This is a genomic window from Pseudarthrobacter sp. rb (assembly GCF_056389225.1).
In genome coordinates this window covers 106,791-125,686 of record NZ_JBWJAR010000012.1, presented here as the reverse complement: position 1 = coordinate 125,686, position 18,896 = coordinate 106,791, and the positions used below count along the sequence as shown (strand labels likewise).

At 67.3% G+C, this 18,896-nt stretch carries 17 protein-coding genes; 9 read left to right on the top strand and 8 right to left on the bottom strand.

What is annotated here, in order from left to right; genetic code table 11:
• Positions 1 to 206 precede the first annotated feature (206 nt).
• The gene (locus ACWRN3_RS16050) at positions 207 to 1,442 is read left to right on the top strand and encodes an MFS transporter (RefSeq protein WP_476741276.1); all 1,236 of its coding nucleotides are present in this window, start codon (positions 207 to 209) and stop codon (positions 1,440 to 1,442) included.
• Here the strand turns inward: ACWRN3_RS16050 and ACWRN3_RS16045 are convergent.
• Entirely contained in the window at positions 1,396 to 2,499 is a 1,104-nt protein-coding gene (locus ACWRN3_RS16045; RefSeq protein WP_255173381.1) for an SDR family oxidoreductase, read from the bottom strand. The two genes, ACWRN3_RS16050 and ACWRN3_RS16045, sit on opposite strands and share 47 nt — an antisense overlap.
• Positions 2,500 to 2,826: 327 nt before the next feature.
• On the opposite strand from ACWRN3_RS16045, the gene katG reads away from it, so the two are divergent.
• Entirely contained in the window at positions 2,827 to 5,121 is a 2,295-nt protein-coding gene (gene katG, locus ACWRN3_RS16040) for a catalase/peroxidase HPI (protein ID WP_476741275.1), read from the top strand.
• A gap of 64 nt (positions 5,122 to 5,185) precedes the next feature.
• Here katG and ACWRN3_RS16035 read toward each other — a convergent pair whose 3' ends face one another.
• Positions 5,186 to 6,427, bottom strand: a complete 1,242-nt coding sequence (locus ACWRN3_RS16035) for a GAF domain-containing sensor histidine kinase (RefSeq protein WP_476741274.1) — start codon at positions 6,425 to 6,427, stop codon at positions 5,186 to 5,188.
• 143 nt (positions 6,428 to 6,570) lie between these two features.
• Between ACWRN3_RS16035 and ACWRN3_RS16030 the strand changes: the two genes are divergently transcribed.
• Together ACWRN3_RS16030 and ACWRN3_RS16025 are read left to right on the top strand one after the other, a co-directional pair.
• On the top strand, positions 6,571 to 7,089 hold the full coding sequence (locus ACWRN3_RS16030; RefSeq protein WP_476741273.1) for a GNAT family N-acetyltransferase: 519 nt from the start codon (positions 6,571 to 6,573) through the stop codon (positions 7,087 to 7,089).
• Between the two features lie 27 nt (positions 7,090 to 7,116).
• Complete coding sequence (locus ACWRN3_RS16025; RefSeq protein ID WP_255173385.1) at positions 7,117 to 7,416, top strand: antibiotic biosynthesis monooxygenase family protein; 300 nt, start codon at positions 7,117 to 7,119, stop codon at positions 7,414 to 7,416.
• A gap of 205 nt (positions 7,417 to 7,621) precedes the next feature.
• On the opposite strand, the gene ACWRN3_RS16020 is transcribed toward ACWRN3_RS16025, so the two are convergent.
• The 4 genes from ACWRN3_RS16020 to ACWRN3_RS16005 all read right to left on the bottom strand — a co-directional run bounded on the left by ACWRN3_RS16020 (position 7,622) and on the right by ACWRN3_RS16005 (position 11,608).
• Positions 7,622 to 7,807: a hypothetical protein gene (locus tag ACWRN3_RS16020; protein ID WP_141159249.1), complete on the bottom strand. Its 186-nt coding sequence runs from the start codon at positions 7,805 to 7,807 to the stop codon at positions 7,622 to 7,624.
• Between the two features lie 104 nt (positions 7,808 to 7,911).
• Positions 7,912 to 9,525 carry an AMP-binding protein gene (locus tag ACWRN3_RS16015; protein ID WP_476741272.1) on the bottom strand — a complete coding sequence of 538 codons (1,614 nt, stop codon included), beginning with the start codon at positions 9,523 to 9,525 and terminating at the stop codon, positions 7,912 to 7,914.
• A 116-nt stretch (positions 9,526 to 9,641) separates the two neighbouring features.
• Entirely contained in the window at positions 9,642 to 10,301 is a 660-nt protein-coding gene (locus ACWRN3_RS16010) for a response regulator (RefSeq protein ID WP_476741271.1), read from the bottom strand.
• Positions 10,298 to 11,608: a sensor histidine kinase gene (locus tag ACWRN3_RS16005; protein ID WP_476741270.1), complete on the bottom strand. Its 1,311-nt coding sequence runs from the start codon at positions 11,606 to 11,608 to the stop codon at positions 10,298 to 10,300. The genes ACWRN3_RS16010 and ACWRN3_RS16005 overlap by 4 nt, the downstream gene beginning before the upstream one ends.
• Before the next feature lie 167 nt (positions 11,609 to 11,775).
• Here ACWRN3_RS16005 and ACWRN3_RS16000 point away from each other — a divergent pair, with 167 nt between their 5' ends.
• On the top strand, positions 11,776 to 12,879 hold the full coding sequence (locus ACWRN3_RS16000; RefSeq protein WP_476741269.1) for an ABC transporter permease: 1,104 nt from the start codon (positions 11,776 to 11,778) through the stop codon (positions 12,877 to 12,879).
• Positions 12,880 to 12,910: 31 nt separating this feature from the next.
• Complete coding sequence (locus ACWRN3_RS15995; protein ID WP_255173389.1) at positions 12,911 to 13,633, top strand: ABC transporter ATP-binding protein; 723 nt, start codon at positions 12,911 to 12,913, stop codon at positions 13,631 to 13,633.
• On the opposite strand, the gene ACWRN3_RS15990 is transcribed toward ACWRN3_RS15995, so the two are convergent.
• Complete coding sequence (locus ACWRN3_RS15990; RefSeq protein ID WP_159630406.1) at positions 13,611 to 14,363, bottom strand: ZIP family metal transporter; 753 nt, start codon at positions 14,361 to 14,363, stop codon at positions 13,611 to 13,613. The two genes, ACWRN3_RS15995 and ACWRN3_RS15990, sit on opposite strands and share 23 nt — an antisense overlap.
• A gap of 200 nt (positions 14,364 to 14,563) precedes the next feature.
• On the opposite strand from ACWRN3_RS15990, the gene ACWRN3_RS15985 reads away from it, so the two are divergent.
• Positions 14,564 to 15,040, top strand: a complete 477-nt coding sequence (locus tag ACWRN3_RS15985; protein ID WP_255173390.1) for a sensor histidine kinase — start codon at positions 14,564 to 14,566, stop codon at positions 15,038 to 15,040.
• Between the two features lie 116 nt (positions 15,041 to 15,156).
• Here ACWRN3_RS15985 and ACWRN3_RS15980 read toward each other — a convergent pair whose 3' ends face one another.
• The gene (locus ACWRN3_RS15980; protein ID WP_476741268.1) at positions 15,157 to 15,786 is read right to left on the bottom strand and encodes an NADPH-dependent FMN reductase; all 630 of its coding nucleotides are present in this window, start codon (positions 15,784 to 15,786) and stop codon (positions 15,157 to 15,159) included.
• On the opposite strand from ACWRN3_RS15980, the gene ACWRN3_RS15975 reads away from it, so the two are divergent.
• Both ACWRN3_RS15975 and ACWRN3_RS15970 read left to right on the top strand, forming a co-directional pair.
• Positions 15,785 to 15,937: a hypothetical protein gene (locus ACWRN3_RS15975; RefSeq protein WP_476741267.1), complete on the top strand. Its 153-nt coding sequence runs from the start codon at positions 15,785 to 15,787 to the stop codon at positions 15,935 to 15,937. The genes ACWRN3_RS15980 and ACWRN3_RS15975 overlap by 2 nt on opposite strands.
• 177 nt (positions 15,938 to 16,114) lie before the next feature.
• Entirely contained in the window at positions 16,115 to 18,754 is a 2,640-nt protein-coding gene (locus tag ACWRN3_RS15970) for an exo-rhamnogalacturonan lyase family protein (protein WP_476741266.1), read from the top strand.
• Positions 18,755 to 18,896: the final 142 nt, after the last annotated feature.

The window sequence follows — 18,896 nt, the reverse complement described above, 5'->3', positions numbered from 1 at the left end:
AATGTCCACAAACGTGGTGCGAAGGTCAGTGTACGTCCGGGAAGAGCCGATGATCCTTACAGATGGCTGGGAAAAACGGCAGGTTCTCCCTCGGCGTATTCGGGGGACGCGCCGGGGATCCAGCGGAGCCGGTGGGTACGTGAGTGTGAGAGAATTGGATGGGCGTCAAGAACGCGCCACCCCACCGAAGGATGGAAGAAACAACGATGTTTGCCGGCACACGGAACCCCTCCCAGCACACTGCCAGGTTCGGAATCGCCTTTATCGGCGTCCTGCTCATCGCAGTCAACCTTCGGGTGTCCTTTGTCAGCGTCGGACCGGTCCTGGTCAACATCAGCGACGACCTGGGGTTGTCCAGTGCCGCAGCGGGATTCCTCACCGGCCTCCCGCTCATCGCTTTCGCGGTCTTTTCGCCCCTGGCGCCCGGCTTCGCGGCCCGGCTGGGCCTGGACCGGGCACTCTGGACGTCATTGCTGATCCTCGCCTCCGGCATCGTGCTTCGCTCCCTGCCCGTGCCTGGATTCATCTGGGCCGGGACGGTATTGATCGGCGTGGCCATAGCGTTCCTCAACGTCCTGGTCCCCTCCCTCGTCAAGCGGGACTTTCCGTTGCGGGTCAGCCAGGTCACCGGCAGCTATACCGCGGCCCAGGCCGCGTTCGCAGCGGTGGGGGCCGCCGTCGTCGTTCCCGTGGCCCAAACCTCGCCGGCAGGATGGCGGCTCGCCCTCGGCGCCTGGGTGGGGCTGGCCCTCATCGCCATGGCCGTGCTGCTGCCTTGGCTGCGCCGCCACGGGACAAGCGCCGTGCACGCCGCAAAGCAGGAACCGGCACACCGGTCGCCCTGGGGCTCGGCCCTGGGCTGGCAGGTGACGGCGTTCATGGGGCTGCAGTCGATCGCCTTCTACGTCCTGATGGCCTGGCTGCCCACCATTGAGCAAAGCCGCGGGATCCCCGCCACCACTGCCGGCGTGCACTTGTCCGTTTTCCTGCTGATCAGCGTGTTCGCCAGCCTGGGGGCGGGCGCGGTCCTGCACCGGGCACAGGACCAACGGCTGGTGTCCTTCGCCAGCGGGGCGCTGGTGTTCGTAACCTTCCTGGGCCTTGCACTCGCCCCTGACTTCATCCTCCTGTGGGTCCTGCTGGGCGCCGTCGGTTGCGGAAGCCTCATTGTCATTGCCCTGTCGCTGTTCAGCCTCCGGACCGTGAACCACCCGCAGGCAGCATCCTTATCCGGCATGGCACAGTCCGTGGGCTACGGGCTGGCCGCGGTGGGCCCGGTGGCCTTCGGTGCACTCCGGGATGCCAGCGGGGACTGGACGCTTCCGCTGCTCGGCACCGCCGGTGCCATGGCTATCCTGGCACTGACCGGGTTGTTCGCCGGCCGTGACCGTGTGATCAGGGAACCAGGCGGTCGGCACGGTAACGGTCAAACAGCGAGGTAAATGCATCCAGCGTCCGCCGGTATCCCGTAAAGCCGGCATCCCGGCTCTTCCCCATGTCCGTCACCACCTCGATGCCGCGGCCCAGGTCGCCGTCCGTATGCCACCAGCTCGCCACCCGGCCCAGGTCCGGTTCGCTGAGGTTGTGTTCCGCGGCGATCCGCCGCCACTGGTCTTCCCTGCCCGCCATGGAGTGCTCGAGGGGACGGGGCTCCCCCTGGTATCCCTCCCACTCCACGCCGAAGTAGGCTGCGAGTTTCGGCCACATCCAGCGCCAGCGGAACACGTCGCCGTTGACGATGTTGAAGGCCTCGTCAGCAGCCCCGGGGGTGGTTGAAGCCCAGAGCATGTGCTCGGCAAGCAGTCCGGCATCCGTCATGTCCGTGAGCCCGTTCCACTGCGTTTCCGACCCCGGGAAGACGAACGGCTGCCCGCTGTCCCGGCACAGGGTGGCTTGCGCGGCGAGCGTGAGTCCCATGTTCATGGCGTTGCCCACCGCATGCCCAATGACGGTGTGGGCGCGGTGCACGGACCAGGTGAACCCCTGCCGGGCCGCGGCCGCCCAGAGCTCGTCCTCCTGCGCGTAATAGAAGTTCGGCACTGGAAGGCGCGGTTCCTCCTCATGGAAGGGGGTGTCCGGCATTTCTCCGGCGGCGTATGCCTCGAACGGTCCCAGGTAATGCTTGAGTCCGGTCATCAGGGCAACGTGGGCCACGTCCTTGCCCTGCAGTGCTGAGAGGAGATCACGAACCATGCCCGCGTTGACGGCGATGTTCTCTTCCTCGGTAGCACGGCGCGACCATGCGGTGAAGAAGACATGCGAGGGGTTCTCCGGACCCAGCACAGCGGCAAGGGATCCAGCCGAGGTCAGGTCCGCGGAGAGCCACCTGACGCCGGGGCGTCCGGGACCGGGCCGGCGGGACAAGGCAAGGACTGCCCAGCCTTCGCCCACCAGGGTATCCACCAGGGCGGACCCTGCGATGCCGGTGGCCCCTACCACCAGCGCTGTCCGTCCGTTGCCCGCTGCTGTTCCTGATGCTGTTCCTGATCCGGTGGTCATAGTGCTCCTCTTGGTAGGTGCTTGGTTGCATCCGCGCCTCAGCGCGGCCTCACGCGTGGGCGGAGGCCCGCGCGCTGCGTTACGCCGGGACAGTGGGCCACCCTGGACCCTCTGGCAACAAGTCGGAGCGTCAGTCAGATATTCCAGCGCCGGCAAGTGGCGGACAGGAGGTGCCGGACAAATTGCGAGGGACGGGGCAATGACAGGCCGGGTTTCACCCATGGCGTAGGAGGGTCTTCTGCTGTCACCTGTCCATGTTCAAATAGGAGGGTTGCACCGGCTGCCCGAGTCCAACCGCGGCCTCGGCCCAACGGAAGGAATAAGCACATGACCGATCCCCAAGACCATCCCCCGGTCCCCACTCCCGGGAGCGCACAGGGCCTGGACCAGAAGGTTGAGGGCGGGTGCCCGGTGGCCCATGGCAGTGCCACCGCCCAGGGCAGTGAAAGCGAAAACCCGGCGATCGATTCGCCGACCCCCAAGGGACACCGGCCACGGACCAACCAGGACTGGTGGCCCAACCAGCTGGACCTCTCCGTGCTGCACACGCACGGCCAGGCGAGCAACCCGCTTGGCCCGTCCTTCAGCTACCGCGAGGAATTCCAGAAGCTCGACGTCGAAGCCCTCAAGCAGGACATCAGCCAGGTCCTGACCACTTCCCAGGACTGGTGGCCGGCGGACTTCGGCCACTACGGCGGACTGATGATCCGCCTGAGCTGGCACGCTGCCGGAACCTACCGCGTCCACGACGGCCGCGGCGGAGCAGGCGACGGCAGCCAGCGGTTCGCCCCGCTGAACAGCTGGCCGGACAACGCCAACCTGGACAAGGCCCGCCGTCTGCTGTGGCCCGTCAAGCAGAAGTACGGCCAGAAACTCTCCTGGGCCGACCTCCTGGTCCTCGCCGGCAACGTAGCCCTCGAATCCATGGGCTTCAAGACCTTCGGCTTCGCCTTTGGCCGCGAGGACGTCTGGGAGCCTGAACAGATCTTCTGGGGCCCGGAGGACGCCTGGCTCGGAGATGAGCGGTACACCGGTGAAGGCACCATGGCGGACAACGTCGGTTCCACCGAAATGGGCCTCATCTACGTCAACCCCGAAGGCCCCATGGGCAACCCGGATCCCGTGGCTGCTGCCGCGTTCATCCGTGAGACGTTCAAGCGCATGGCGATGAACGACGAAGAGACCTTCGCGCTGATCGCCGGCGGCCACACGTTCGGCAAGACCCACGGCGCCGGTCCCGCAGACGCACATGTGGGCCCCGAACCGGAGGGTGCAGACCTCGAGACGCAGGGCCTGGGCTGGCTCAGCACCTACGGCAGCGGCAAGGGCGGCGACACCATCACCTCCGGCCTGGAGGTCACGTGGACGGACAAGCCCACGCAGTGGAGCAACCGCTTCCTGGAAATCCTCTTCGAATACGAATGGGAACTGGTCAAGAGCCCCGGCGGCGCCCACCAGTGGGTTGCCAAGGACGCTCCCGAGATCATCCCGGACGCGCACGACCCCAATAAGAAGCACCGGCCCACCATGCTGACCACGGACCTGTCGCTGCGCTTCGACCCGGAGTACGAGAAGATCGGCCGGCGTTTCCTGGAGAACCCGGACCAGTTCGCCCTGGCCTTCGCCAAGGCCTGGTACAAGCTGCTGCACCGCGACATGGGACCGGTGGGCCCGCACATGCTGGGGCCCTGGGTTCCGGAGGCTCAGCTGTGGCAGGATCCTGTTCCCGCCGTCGACCATGAACTGATCGGCGAGCAGGACATCGCCCAACTCAAGGCCAAGCTCCTCGACTCCGGCCTGACCATCCCGCAACTGGCGGGCACGGCCTGGGCGTCGGCTGCAACGTACCGCAAGACGGACCGGCGCGGCGGGGCCAACGGCGCCCGGATCCGGCTGGAGCCGCAGCGCAGCTGGGAAGCCCACGAACCGGAGCAGCTCGATGCCGTGCTTCCCGTCCTTGAGCGCGTGCAGGAGGAGTTCAACTCGGCACAGTCCGGCGGCAAGAAGGTCTCGCTCGCGGACCTGATCGTCCTGGGCGGTGCCGCCGCGGTGGAAAAGGCAGCAGCCGACGCCGGGTTCCCCGTCACGGTGCCGTTCCGTCCGGGCCGCACGGACGCCACCCAGGAGCAGACCGACGTCGAATCCTTCCAGTACCTGGAACCGCGGGCCGACGGCTTCCGCAACTACCTGCGCCCCGGCGCGAAGGTCCAGCCGGAGACCCTCCTGCTCGACAAGGCGTACATGCTGGACCTTTCCGCCCCGGAGATGACGGCACTGGTGGGCGGCATGCGTGCCCTCGGCACCAATGTGGGCGGCTCCAGCCACGGTGTACTGACGGACAAGCCGCAGGTCCTGACGAACGACTTCTTCGTCAACCTGCTCTCGCCCGGCACCAAATGGAAGGCCTCCGAGTCCGAGGAGAACTCGTACGAGATCACCGACGTCACAACGGGCGAACTCAAGTGGACGGCCACCCCGGTGGACCTGGTCTTCGGCTCCAACTCCCAGCTGCGGGCACTGGCCGAGGTCTACGCCAGCGATGACGCCAAGGAGAAGTTCGTGAACGACTTCGTGGCCGCCTGGGCAAAGGTCAGGGAACTGGCCCGCTGCGACCTGGACTAGCCGGTAGACCCCAGTCTCCGGGCCGGCTGCATCCCGCAGCCGGCCCGGAGCTGTTTGGCGCTTTTTATTGGTCAGCCGGGAAGCTGATGACCGCTGTGGTCCCGCCGCCGGGTGACTCTTTCAGGCTCAATTCGCCGCCGTGCGCCTCGGCAATGCGGCGGCAGATGGCCAGCCCAAGGCCGGAACCGTGCCCGTCCCCCTGCCGGTGCAGCCGGACCAGTGGTTCCAGCACGCGCTGCCGGTCCGCCGGCGCAATGCCCTTGCCGTTGTCCGCCACCAGCACCGTGATCCCGTGGTAATTCGAAATGCCGCTGATCCGCACGTTGAGGTCCCGGTCCGGGCTCCGGTAGTTCATGGCATTGGCCACCAGGTTCTGTAGCAGGGTTCGCAATTGCCCCGGGTCCACGTGGAGCTTCATCTCCTCGCTGTCCAGGACGGCTCCGGGTCCGAAGGACAGGCCCAAATCCCTCGCCACCTCGGCCGCCACTTCCTGAAGGGATACGCGCTGCCGCTGGAGGACTCCGCCCATCCGTGAGTAGGTCAGGACGTCCTCGAGCATGGCCAGCATGCGGTGGCCACTGGCGCCGATGATCTGCAGGTACTCGGCCGCCGGGTGGTCACCGTCCACTTCATCGTCTGCCAACTCCACGTAGCCCAGCATGGTGGTGAGTGGTCCGCGCAGGTCATGGCTGACGCGTCCGGCAAACTCCGCCAGCTTCGCATTGCTTTCACGCACCTCGTCGAGGGCACTGTTCAGCTGCAGCGTGCGCCGCTGGAGCTCAAGCAGCTGCACTGCCTGGCGGGCCAGGATCTCCAGCATGTCCAGCTGGTCCTTTTCGGGTGTGCCCGCTGAATTGGAAAAGACGCACAGGGACCCCAGCACGAACCCCGACGACGTCTCGAGCGGAACCGAAGCATAGAACCGGACGGCGGCGATTTCCCCTGTCACAAACGGATTCGATGCGAGACGGGGGTCCAGGGATGCGTCCGGGACAACCGTTGTCTTCCCCGAGAGGAAGACTTGTGCGCACATGGAGTCCTCCCGGGCGCAGACGGCGGCCTCAAAGCCGACGGCGGCCACCTGCTGTTGCTCATCGGAAGTGACAACGTTGATCACGCCGTAGGGGACGCCGCAGAGCTTTGCGGCCAACTGAACAAGGTTCTGGAGGGGTTCCATTGAAAGCGCCTCATCAACGCTCCGCTGCCGTCCCCCGCTGTTGGCGAAGGTGAACCCATACTCCTGCAGTAATTCGTCCCGTCCGAGTGGATCGCCGAGCGCTGCTGTCATCGAGTGCGTGCCAACCATGAACGTCCCTTCCCAGACCGCAAAGGGGTCCCCGGGGAGATAGTACAGGCCACCACCTGTGTCCCGGGAATACGTTTCCCCGCTCCTCTGCCGCGGGCCGGGATCCCGAGGCATCGCTCCGGGAGGCGGCATAGGATCCAGGTATGGCCCAACTCATCGTCCCGGACCCAGCCCTCCACTCTTCCTGGCTGGAGGGAACTGCGGAGTTCCAAGGTGCCCACCTGGACGGCGCAGGCGCGGAGGGCTGGTCCCTGGCCGATCTCCGGGACCCCGCCGTCTTTGGCCGCTTCGTCGAGGCCCTCATCAAAGACGCGCTGCCGGACACGGTGCGGAAGCCAGGCTACGTGCCCTGCACCTACCTGTGGATTGCCGACGGCGGCACGTTCCTTGGGTCCCTGGCCATCAGGCACGGGTTGAACGACTACCTCCTCAACGAAGGTGGGCATATCGGCTACAGCGTCCGGCCCTCCGCCAGGCGCCGCGGCCATGCCGCGAAAGCACTTGCCGATGCGCTGCCCCTGGCACGGGCGCTGGGAATCGCGCGGGTTCTCCTGACGTGCGACGAGGACAACGACGGCTCGCGTGCAACCATCGAAAAGAACGGCGGCCAATACGAGGACACGCGCAACGGCAAGCGCCGCTACTGGATCGACACCGAATAGCCGGCGAACGCGTGCCAGACTTACCGGGTGATCACAGAACACGCGCTGCTTCCGGTCATTCCCGGCCGGGAAGAGGACTTCGAGGCAGCTTTCGCCCAGGCCCGGCACATCATCGCTTCAATGCCTGGCTTCGTCGCCATGTCCCTGTCGCGCTCGATCGAATCTCCCCACACGTACCTGCTGCTCGTTGAATGGGAGTCGCTGGAGGACCATACAGTGGGCTTCAGGGGATCCCTTGGGTACCAGCAGTGGCGTTCTTTGCTGCACCGCTTCTATGAGCCGTTTCCGGTGGTGGAGCACTTCGAAACCGTTAGCGCCACGCCGTAAGCCGCCGCGCGGACGTTGGGGGGAAGCCCCCGCGCGAGTCTCGCTCCAGCGCAGGGGCTTCCAGTGCTTCCTGCCGGGGAACTGGCGTTGGAAACAGTTATAAATTACCGGCCGGTAGCTTGCGGGAATCACAGATTGCAGCGGCTTTGGCCAATCTTGATGGAACTTTGAGGGAGGCCTCGGCCCCTTTAGTCCGAAGGCCCGTTTAGTCTGCCGGGCCCGCCGAGGCGTCGGGGTCCTCCTCCGGCTCAAAAGTGTTGGGCTCGGCCCCGTCGGAGATCCCGACGCCGTCTTTCCCGCCGGGGATCCCGCCGTCGGGGTTTCCTTTCCTGGCCGCCGTGTCCTCCTGCGGTTCGTCCTCAGGCAGTGAATCAGGTGAATTGATGGACATCGCTCCTCCTTCTGTGGCTGGGCCTCAACGCTAACAGCCGGTGCCGGAAAAGGCTCCGGAACAACTCGAGGTTTTCTGCCCCTCCCCCAAAAGACCGCCGACTGCTAGCTGCCGGATGCGGCTGCCCGCTGCTGCCTCAGGATGTAGCGCTGGAGCTTTCCCGACGGCGTCTTGGGCAGGTCCGCAACGAAGTGGATGCGGCGCGGATAGGCGTGGGCGGCGAACTGCGTCTTGACCATGGTCTGCAGTTCAACCACCAGGGCATCACTGGCGGCGGTGCCGTCCGCCAGGACAACATAGGCCTCCAGGACTTCACCGCGCAGTTCGTCGGGAGCGCCCACCACGGCACTTTCCAGGACCGCCGGATGGGTGGACAGGACGCTTTCCACGTCGAACGGGCCAATCCGGTATCCGGCCATGATGATCACGTCATCATCGCGGGAGGAGAAGAAGTAGTAGCCGTCCGCGTCCACCATGCCCGCGTCCCCGGTCAAGTACCACTTGCCGTCCGCACTGAACCTTTCGGCGGTCTTCTCCGGGGCATCCTGGTAGCCCTTGAACCACATCATGGGGCTCCCGGCCACGTTGACGGCTACTCGGCCCAGTTCACCCGGCGCAGCCGGTTCGTCAGCGTTGTCCTTGAGGACCGCGCAGCTCCACCCCGGCAGGGGCCGGCCCATGGAACCCGGCCTCAGTTCCGTCCTCACGTCGTCATGCCAGGCGTTGATGATCATCATTCCGTGTTCGGTCTGCCCGTAGTGGTCCCGCACCGGAACGCCCAGCACCTCCCGCGCCCAGCTGATCACCTCAGGGGTCAGCGGTTCTCCGGCGGATGAAGCGCGCCGAAGCTGGAAAGGACCCGTTCCGGCGTCGGCTTTCGCGCGCATGGTGCGGTAGACGGTGGGCGCTGCGGCGAAGTTGGTGACGGAAAATGCCTCCAGAACCCTAAAGCTGAGTTCCGGCGAGAACCCGGGGCGCAGCAGGATGTTTCGCCGTCCCGCCGCCATGGGACCGAGGATCCCGTAGTACAGGCCGTACGCCCAGCCGGGGTCTGCGGCATTCCAGAAGACATCCCCTTCATCGACGTCCAGGCCCAGTTCGACGTACTGGCGGAACGCTGCCAACGCCCGGACCGGCACCGGCACGCCCTTGGGGGCGCCCGTGGTGCCGGACGTAAAGATCAGTACCAGGGCACCGTCACCTCCCACAGCTTCGGCGGCGATACCCGGCCGCTGCCTGGCCAGGAGCGGCGTGAGCGCCAGGTCCGGCTGGGAGGCTTCTTCACCGGCAACCACCACGGCGGCGGCCGTTTCCTGGAGCTTCGTCCGCTGGTCGGGGTCGGTGATCACCACCTTCGCACGGGAAGCGGTAAGGCGAAGTTCAATGGCAGGCCACGCAAAGGCCGTGAACAGTGGCACATGGACGGCCCCGCGCCGCCAAATGGCCAGGAGCATGACCACCAGGTCTGCCGACTTTCCCATCAGGGTGGCCACCGCGTCCCCGGGGCCGACCCCCAGTTCTGCCAGGGCGGCGGCTCCCCGTTCCGAGCGCTCCCGAAGCCCGCCGTAGGTGATGTCCTCCGAGGAAAGATCAGCTGCCACCACTGTGAAGGCAACAGCGTTGGGATCGTGGCTGTCGCACAGGAGCTCGGCCGCGCAGGCGTCCGGCGCACCGTAGGTGGCGAGAAGGGCATCGACGGCTGGAACCGGACGGGACATTCATTCTCCTTTGAACAACAGCACCTTGAAACACCGGCATGTGTAACACCGTGGAATCAACCTACTGCACTGAGATGGCCGTCACATGCCGCGCCCTGCTGTCATGCGACGACAGGTCACCCCTGGGCGCCGGGCGGCCGGATGATCCGCCGCTGCGTCGCAGCAGCGATTGCGGCCGTGCGGTTGTCCACGCCGAGCTTGCCGTAGATGTGCACCAGGTGGGTCTTTACCGTCGCCTCCGAAATGAAGACCTGCCTGGCAATGGCGCGGTTGGACAGTCCCGTGGCCAGCAGTTCCAGCAGCTGCACTTCCCGCGGGGTCAGCGACGTGCCGGGGTTGCTGATCCGGTTCATCAGCAGCGCGGCCGCCCGCGGTGCCAGGACCGTGCCGCCGGCGGCAGCCTGCAGCACCGCCTGGCGCAGCTGTTCCGGCGGGGCGTCCTTCAGCATGTAGCCGCTGGCCCCTGCCTCCACGGCGGCGAGGATGTCCGCGTCGGTGTCATAGGTGGTGAGGATGAGCACCGGCGGCGGAGCGTCGAGCTTACGGATCTCGGCCGTGGCCGTGACGCCGTCCATGCCTTCCCCCATCTGCAGGTCCATGAGGACCACATCCGGCGCCTCGTCCAGGGCGGTCAACCGGGCCAGTTCTTTCAGAGCTGCCCTGCCGTCAGGGGCCTCCGCGGCGATCGAAATGCCCTCAAAGGCGGTGAGCATGGCACGCAGCCCGGCGCGGACCACGGGGTGGTCGTCCACCAGCAATACCCGTATGTCGCTCACGGTTCCTCCACCGGGAGCCTGATGGCCACCACTGTGCCCTCGCCCGGCGCCGACTCCACCGCCAGCGTGCCGTTCAGGGCGGCGACGCGTTCCCGCAGCGAGCGCAGGCCGAAACCGCTGCCGTCCGCTGCGCCCGCGGCACTTTCCGGAGCGGACGGGTCAAAGCCCGTGCCGTCGTCGTACACGTCCATGGTCACTTCACTGCCCAGGAAGGCAAGGCTGACGACGGCGGTGCTTGCCCGGGCGTGTTCGCGGACGTTGGCGAGACTCGCCTGCGCAGCCCGCAGCAGGGCAACGCGGACGGGCTGGGGCAGTTCCTGTGGCTCGCCGTCCACCTCCAGCCGGCAGCGCAGCGGCACCCCTGCGGCGTCGGCGTCTGTCCCGGCCCTGTCGCACAGCCGTCCCAGGGCCTCCACCAGGGTGGTGCCCTCCAGTTGCGGTGAGGACAGGCCGCGGACAAAACTGCGGGCCTCGGCCAGGTTGTCCGCCGCGGTCTGCTGCACCAGCGCCAGCCGGCCTGAAGCCGTGGCGGCATCACCGTCGGCGAGCGACTGGCCGGCGGCCCGCCCCAGCAGCACGATGCTGGACAGGCCCTGCGCCAGTGTGTCGTGGATTTCCCGGGCCAGCCGCTCGCGCTCCGCCAGCACGCCCGCCTGGTGCTGGGACCGCGCCAGCTCCTCCCGCGTCCGCCGCAGCTCGTCCGCCGCGCGCCGTTGGTTTTCCGCCTCGCGGTACAGGGCCGCGTAGGCCAGGCCGGTGATGACGGAAAAGATCGCGCCCAGGACGGGCCCGACGACGGCCGCGGCGTGCGGGACAGGAGCACCGCTGGCGGCCCATTGGGAAGCGATGACCGCGACTGTCATCAGCGCGATGGTCAGGAGCGCGGCACGCCGTGGCAGCAAATGAAGGTGCAGGAAAAAGATGGGGAACGCCAGCCAGGCGAAATCGGCGCTGCCGGCGAGCAGGAAGACCCACAGTGCCGTGACCAGGCCCAGCCAGAGCAAACCGTACCGGCGGGGATCCACCCCGGTCCGCCCCTCGGCGTGGCGCTTCTCCAGGACCGTGCCGGCCAGGTAGACAGCAGCAAGGACGACGGCGGCGCCGGCCCACACCCAGCGCAGGGTACCTCCCGCCATCAGCATCCGGACCAGGCCGACGGCCAGCAGCAGCGCGAAGCCGGTGTGCAGCGTGACCCGCAGGACGCGGAGGATAGCTGCGGATGATGCGTTTTCCAGGGCGTTCAGCGGCCCCCGCGCGGAAACACCTGCGGCCTTCTCCGGTGGTTGCGGCAGGGGCGTGGCAGGCATTTCATCAGCTTATGCCGGGGACCGCGGGGAGGGGATCAACCGAAAGGTTGACTCCGGGCTCAACCGTTCCATGCCCGTGGCTCAACCATCCCCGCGATGTCCGTGAAGGCGCCGGCCGGGAAGGTGGAACTACAGAACAATCCATCCCTGCTGAGAGAAGAAACAACGTGTTCCTGGCAATCCGCGATATCCGCTTCGCCAAAGGCCGGTTCGCCATGATGGGCGGCGTCGTAGCCCTGATCACCCTGCTGCTGGTCATGCTGTCCGGCCTGACCGCGGGCCTTGCCGAGCAATCCACGTCCGCCATCGCCAGGCTCGGGGCAGCTGCGGCTACGCCGGTGGACACCATCGTCTTCGGCGCCCCCGGCTCCGGTTCCCCCAAGGCGTCCTTCACCGAAAGCTCGGTGACCGCCGCCCAGGTGGACAACTGGAAGGACCGGCCCGGGGTCCGGTCCGCCGAACCGCTGGGCATCACCCAGACGCGGGCGCAGACGGCTGATGGTTCGGGGACGGCGAATGTGGCCGTCTTCGGCGTATCACCAGGCAGCCCTATGGCACCTGTGGAGGTGTCCGCCGGCACGGCCGCGGTGGGTGCCTCGGTGGCGGAGGCCTTGTCGGTGGGCCAGGGCGACAAGCTGTCTTTGGGCGGCGTGGAACTTTCGGTCGCGGCCGTGGTGCCGGACCAGTGGTACGCGCACACCAGCGTGGTGTGGACCGCGCTGCCCGCATGGGCCAAGGCGGCACACGTGTCCGACGGCGGACAGCTGGCTACCGTCGTGGCCGTCACCTATGCCGACGGGGCCACAGTGGATGAGGCCGCAGCGAACGCTGCAGCACATACCGTCAGCGCGTCCCGAACCGGTTCCTTCCAGGCACTGGGCTCCTTCAAAAGCGAAAACGGGTCGCTGACCCTGATGCAGGCGTTCCTGTACGGAATTTCGGCGCTGGTGATCGTGGCCTTCCTGAGCGTCTGGACCATCCAGCGCACCCGGGACATCGCCGTTCTCAAGGCCATGGGCGCGCCCAGCACCTACATCCTGCGCGACGCCATGACCCAGGCCGCCATTGTGCTGCTGGCGGGCGCCGGAGTGGGCGGGGCCGTGGGTGTTGCCGCCGGAGCATTCGCGGCCCAGGCGGCCCCCTTCCAGCTGAACCTGGGCACCACGGTGATTCCCGTCGTCGGGATCGTTGCCCTGGGCCTGGCCGGTGCCGCGCTGGCTGTCCGCCGCGTCACCAAGGTCGATGCGCTCCTGGCGCTCGGCGGCAACTAACCCCTCTTCCCTCCCCCGAAAGGAACGCTCCATGTCTTTTTCAGCAGCAACCGCTCCCCTGAGCCTGGTCAATGTCACCCTCGAATACCCGGACGGCGGCGGGACCACCACCGCCCTGGACCAGGTCAGCCTCACCGCCTGCGCAGGTCAGCTGGTCTCCCTCGTGGGCCCCTCAGGATCCGGTAAATCCAGCCTCCTGGCCACCGCCGCCACCCTGGTCCAGCCGACCCGCGGGCAGGTCATCATTGACGGCACCGATACGGCGGGACTCAAGGACAAGGAGCTCACCGCACTGCGGCGCGAAAAAGTGGGCATTATCTTCCAACAGCCCAACCTGCTGCCGTCACTCACCGCCCTCGAGCAGCTCGTCATCAGCGACCACCTTCGTGGCGGGAACGCCAAAGCGGCCCGGGTCAAGGCAGCCGAACTGCTGGACGTCGTCGGACTCGCCGCGGCCGCCGGCAAGCTGCCGCACCAGCTCTCCGGCGGTCAGCGCCAGCGCGTCAACATCGCCCGGGCGCTCATGGGGAGTCCCAAGGTACTGCTGGTGGATGAGCCGACGGCGGCGCTGGACCACGAACGGAGCGCGGCCATTGTGGGGCTGCTGCGGCAGGTGACCACGGAGTTTGGCGTGGCCACGGTGATGGTCACCCATGACACCGAGTTCGTGCCCCTGACGGACGCGGTGGCCACCATGCGGGACGGCAGGCTCACGGCGCCGGTCAGTGCCCTCAGCCCAAGTGGTGCACCGTAAACGCTGTCAGGAACCCCACGGACGCTGTCAGCCCGGTGAGGTTGTGGTGCTCCTCGAAGGCTTCCGGGATCATGGTGTCCGCCAGCATGGCCAGGATGCCGCCGGCCGCAACGGACGTAATGAACGCGACCAGCTCGTCCGGCGCATCCTCCAGGGCCACGTACCCCAGCAGCGCGGCCACCCCGCTCAGGATCGCGATTCCACCCCACAGTCCGAACACGTAGCCCCTGCTCCGGCCGGCCTTCTTCATGCCGGCTGTCCCGGAAAGCCCTTCGGGCACGTTGGAGATGAAGACGGCCGCAAGCATGGCAGGACTCACCGCTCCCCCGGCCAGCAGGCCGACGCCAAGGACCACGGATTCCGGTACGCCGTCCAGCAGCGCCCCGACGGCGATTGCCGTGCCGCTGCCGGGATCGTCTTTTTCGGAGGGCTGCTGGTCTCCGGACCGCTTGCGGTGCTTGGCGCCGGCCTTGGCCAGGAGCATATTGGCGCCGACGTACACCACAGCGCCGGCCAGGAAGCCTGCCACCGTGGGCCACAAGCCGCCACCCTTGACGGCCTCGTCCACCAACTCGAACGCCAGGGCAGAGATCAGCACGCCCGCACCGAACGACATGATTGTGGAGACCACCTTGGACGGTATGGACCACCGCCAGGACACGGCTGCTCCCAGGACCAGCGCCGCACCGGCACCGGTACCCCATACAAGTGACATCAACCAAGTAGGCATACGTGTTCTGTCCCCAGCTGCGCAGAACTGAAACACGAGGCCATCAAACAAGTCCCGTCCGATGGCTGGCGGGCCCTACCCGGCCCGTGAGGCGCCGCGCGCAGAATTGATGGGATCTTGAGCCAAACCTTACGATCCCCATACCTTGCGGGTCCACGCTGGAGAGATCAGACCAACCAGCTTGCGGGGAGCAGGAAGTCATGGGAAGCAGAACAGCGTTGGACAGCGACGTCACAACCGTGGGCGGCGTGCTGACAGACCGGCAGCCGCTGGATTTCCACACGTTGGGCCTCGCCGGCTGCATCGACCGGCTCACGGCGCCCATGCGGCAGCGCGGGACCGTGGTCCACTGGGATACTCCGCACTGGGGCATCGAGATCCCGGCGGACTCCGCGTCCCTCCTGTACCAGTCCGCCCGCGAGGCACTCAGCAACGCCTTCAAGTACTCCGCTGCGCACACCCTCACCATCCAGCTGGCAGCCGTTGACCACGGCATCCGCCTGGTGGTGGCCGACGACGGCACGGGCTTTGACAGCGACCTCGCCACCTGCGGGCGGCACCACGGCTATGGATTGCGGCTCATGGCGGTCGCCGTGCAGGAAGCGGGTGGGGCCGTGGATATCAGCGCCACCCCGGGGATGGGCACCAGCGTGACGGTGACGCTGCCGCTGGACTGACCGCAGCCCCGGATCGCAGGCGCCAGACATGCCTGCCCAAAGACTCGGCTGCCCGCCGTTGCTGGGACGGCGGGCAGCCGTATGCCTGACGGAAAGCTCCCCGGTGGAGAACGGAACTAACGGGAAAGCTTGGCCGCATCCGGTTCCAGATCGCCGATGTGGCCCGGGGCGTTCGCAGCCAGGACCCTCGCCACGAAGGCCGCATACTCGTCCATGTAGTGCCCCAGGAACTTGGCGGTGGACGCATCCTCGACCTCACCGTCGTCCCCAAAAGCTTCTGCCTTGTAGCTGATGTAGGCCTCCGGCGCATTCAGCTGCGGGGCATCGAGGAAGCTCAGGACGCTGCGCATGGAGGACTGCATCACCGCCGTGCCGATGCTGCCCGGCGAGGCGCCGATGATGCCGGTGGGCTTGCGGGCAAAAGAGAGGGTTCCCCACGGGCGGGAGCCCCAGTCGATGGCGCTCTTCAGGGCGCCGGGTATGGAGCGGTTGTATTCGGGAGATACGAAAAGGATCCCGTCGGCGGCCTCGATGGCTTCCTTGAGGGCACGGCCCCCGGGCGGGAAGTCGGCGTCATAGTCGTAGCTGTACAGCGGGAGGTCCTTGATGGGAATCTGGGCGTCCAGCACACAAGCACGGCTGCGGCCAGAGGTGTGGATGCTCCTTGACAGGGCGGGTAGCTGGGCGCTGAATGAGGGGTACCGCAGAACACCGGCCCCGTCCCGGGACATGACAGGAGCAGCCATGACTGAGAATGCAGCAATGGGCGACGACAACCGGGTCCACAACCAGGCACCTGCCGAAGGCGACCCGGACGCAGACCCGCAGGACCTGCGCATGCATTCGCAGGACCCTGCCGAAGGAGCGGACGACGCCGGCGGCGCCGCCGATAAGTAGCCCCTCGCCGGCGGTACGTCCCACGCCACACCTTCCACCTCACCCGGCAGGCTGTCCTGCCCCGCAGCAGCCCCTTGCCCGGAGGCCACCGGTCTACTACGTTGTAACTGTAGTGAGAAAGCGCTTTCCCGCTGGATGCGGGAGTCCTGCGCGCGGCAACCAGCGGAATTGGATGACATGGCGGACAGCACCCTCATCAGGTGGATCGACGGACAAGCTCCTGCGGAAACCAGCGGCGGAAGCACGTGGGGCATGCCGTTCCCACGCGGCACAGTGCCTGGGGTGGAGGCCCTGGCAGTTGCGGACGCCACCGGCGCCCGCGTCCCCAGCCAGGCGTGGCCACTGGCCACCTGGCCGGACGGATCCCTGAAGTGGGCCGGCGTCGGGCTCCCGGCGACCTGCTCGCCGTCGGACACCTACCACGTGACGGCCGACGCCGGCACAGCCACCCGGGCCGGCCGGCCGTCGTCGGGCATCGCCTCAGTCGTGGTCACCGAAAGCGCGGACGCCATCACCGTGGATACCGGCGTCCTGCAGATGGTCATCAACTGCGGCGGTTCAACCCTGTTCAGCAGCCTTTCCCGGGACGGCAGGACCGTTGCCCGGGACGCCCGGCTGGTCAGCCTGCTGCAGAATGGCATCCCCGAAGGGTCAGGGACGGCCAGGCGGGAGGCCTTTACCGGCGAGGTCACGGCCGTCGCCCTCGAACAAAACGGCCCGGTCCGGGCGGTGGTGCGGCTGGAAGGCCGGCACCGCCAGGATGGTCCCGGCAACGGGCGCTCCTGGCTGCCCTTTGTGGTGCGCTTCTACTTCCACGCCAACGCCCGCAGCGTGCGGATGGTGCACTCCTTCATCTGGGACGGCGACCCGGAGCGGGACTTCCTGGCCGGACTCGGCGTACGGTTCACCGTGCCACTGGAGGCCGAACTGCACAACCGGCACATCCGCATTGCAGGAGCCGACGGCGGTTTCCTCGCCGAGGCAGTCCGCGGCCTGACCGGGCTCCGCCGGGACCCGGGCGCGGAGGTGCGGGAGGCGCAGATCGCCGGACGCGCCACTCCCCCGGAACAGACCTGGAACCCGGAGGTCTCCGGCCGGCTGCACCTGATCCCCACATGGGGCGACTACACGCTCAGCCAGCTCAGCGCGGACGGTTTCGAACTGCGCAAGCGCACGGCTGCGGGCCACGGCTGGGTGGGCATCTCCGGCGGAACCCGTGCCGCCGGTTTCTGCTCGGTGAGCGACAGCCGCGGCGGCCTGGGAATCGGCATCAAGGACTTCTGGCAATCCCATCCGGGGCAGCTGGACATCCGCGGCGCGGCGGGCAGCGAAGCCGCCCTGACGGCCTGGCTGTACTCCCCCGAAGCGCAGCCCATGGATCTGCGGTTCTACCACGACGGCCTGGGGCAGGACACGTTCGAGGAACAGCTCGAAGGCTTGGAAATCACGTACGAGGACTACGAACCGGGGTTCGGCAACCCCACGGGCATTGCCCGCACCCACGAACTGACCCTGTTCGCCTACGAGGCCACCCCGCCAACCGAAAGCCTGGCCGCCGACGCCGCCGCTGCCTCCACGCCCGCCCTGCTCCAGGCCACTCCGGAGTACCTGCATTCCGCGGGCGTGTTCGGCGACTGGGCCCCAGTGGACCGGAGCACGCCGGAACGGGCACGGCTGGAAGACCGGCTGGACTTCCTCTTCGATTTCTATGCCGGCCAGGTGGAGCAGCGGCGCTGGTACGGCTTCTGGAACTACGGCGACGTCATGCACACGTACGATTTCGACCGGAATGTGTGGCGCTATGACGTTGGCGGTTACGCGTGGGACAACTCGGAGCTCTCCCCGGACCTCTGGCTCTGGTACTCCTACCTGCGCTCCGGCAGGGCGGACATCTTCCGGTTCGCCGAGGCCATGACCCGGCATACCGGCGAGGTGGACGTCTACCACCTGGGGCCATGGAAGGGCCTGGGATCGCGGCACAACGTCCAGCACTGGGGCTGCAGCGCCAAACAGCTGCGGATCAGCACCCCCGCCTACCGCCGCTTCTACTACTACCTGACGGCGGACGAGCGCACCGGCGACCTCCTGGCCGAACTGGTGGACAGCGACCAAAACTTCCTGGGCCTGGACCCCGTCCGCAAAGTCCGCCCGGACGCCGCCACCTACCGGCCCAACCGGGGCGCCCTGGGCGTGGGTCTCGGGACAGACTGGGGCTCGCTCGCCGCCACCTGGCTCACCGACTGGGAAAGGACGGGCAACCCGCGCTCCCGCGACCGGCTGCTGGGCACCATGGCTGACATCGGCGCGCTCAAGTACGGCTTCCTCACCGGCGAGGCGCTGTATGACCTGGACAAGGGACGGTTCGACACCGGCCGGGAGCAGATCTCTGTGTCGCACCTCAGCGCGGTGTTCGGGCTGGTGGAGATCTGCAGTGAGCTGGTGGACCTGGCACCGGACCCGCAGTTCGAGCGGGCCTGGCTGCAGTACTGCCGGCTGTTCCTGGCCACGAAGGAGGAGCAGGTGGAGGCGGTAGGACAGGCGCTGGAGGGCATCCACCTGACCCAGGCGCACAGCCGCCTGACGGCCTACGCGGCGGCAAGGTTGCAGGATCGTGACCTGGCAGCCCGGGCCTGGGAGAGTTTTGCCGAGGGCGGGGAACACCTGAACCATGGATCAGCGTTCTCGCTGCGGCGGATCGCGCCCCCGTTCGTGCTGCAGCCGGTGGATGAGGCGCCCACCGTCTCCACCAATGACACCGCGCAGTTTGGGCTTGCCGTCATCCAGAACCTTGCGTTGGTGGGCCAGTACCTGGACTGACGCAACCTGCCCGGCCAAAACCGCGGCGGCGGCACCCGGCCCGGTGCCGCCGTCGTCCGCTTATCCCTTCCAGGCAACGCTTAGGTAACGCCCGGAATTGCACCATTGCGGGAGGCAGGAGAAGTTACGCAGTCGACGCCTG

Excerpts from the sequence above, each read along its gene's own strand:
- ACWRN3_RS16050 (WP_476741276.1), top strand. The coding sequence starts at position 207 with ATGTTTGCCGGCACACGGAACCCCTCCCAGCACACTGCCAGGTTCGGA.
- ACWRN3_RS16045 (WP_255173381.1), bottom strand. The coding sequence starts at position 2,499 with ATGACCACCGGATCAGGAACAGCATCAGGAACAGCAGCGGGCAACGGA.
- katG (WP_476741275.1), top strand. The coding sequence starts at position 2,827 with ATGACCGATCCCCAAGACCATCCCCCGGTCCCCACTCCCGGGAGCGCA.
- ACWRN3_RS16035 (WP_476741274.1), bottom strand. The coding sequence starts at position 6,427 with ATGGTTGGCACGCACTCGATGACAGCAGCGCTCGGCGATCCACTCGGA.
- ACWRN3_RS16030 (WP_476741273.1), top strand. The coding sequence starts at position 6,571 with ATGGCCCAACTCATCGTCCCGGACCCAGCCCTCCACTCTTCCTGGCTG.
- ACWRN3_RS16020 (WP_141159249.1), bottom strand. The coding sequence starts at position 7,807 with ATGTCCATCAATTCACCTGATTCACTGCCTGAGGACGAACCGCAGGAG.
- ACWRN3_RS16015 (WP_476741272.1), bottom strand. The coding sequence starts at position 9,525 with ATGTCCCGTCCGGTTCCAGCCGTCGATGCCCTTCTCGCCACCTACGGT.
- ACWRN3_RS16005 (WP_476741270.1), bottom strand. The coding sequence starts at position 11,608 with ATGCCTGCCACGCCCCTGCCGCAACCACCGGAGAAGGCCGCAGGTGTT.
- ACWRN3_RS15995 (WP_255173389.1), top strand. The coding sequence starts at position 12,911 with ATGTCTTTTTCAGCAGCAACCGCTCCCCTGAGCCTGGTCAATGTCACC.
- ACWRN3_RS15990 (WP_159630406.1), bottom strand. The coding sequence starts at position 14,363 with ATGCCTACTTGGTTGATGTCACTTGTATGGGGTACCGGTGCCGGTGCG.
- ACWRN3_RS15985 (WP_255173390.1), top strand. The coding sequence starts at position 14,564 with ATGGGAAGCAGAACAGCGTTGGACAGCGACGTCACAACCGTGGGCGGC.
- ACWRN3_RS15975 (WP_476741267.1), top strand. The coding sequence starts at position 15,785 with ATGACTGAGAATGCAGCAATGGGCGACGACAACCGGGTCCACAACCAG.
- ACWRN3_RS15980 (WP_476741268.1), bottom strand. The coding sequence starts at position 15,786 with ATGGCTGCTCCTGTCATGTCCCGGGACGGGGCCGGTGTTCTGCGGTAC.
- ACWRN3_RS15970 (WP_476741266.1), top strand. The coding sequence starts at position 16,115 with ATGGCGGACAGCACCCTCATCAGGTGGATCGACGGACAAGCTCCTGCG.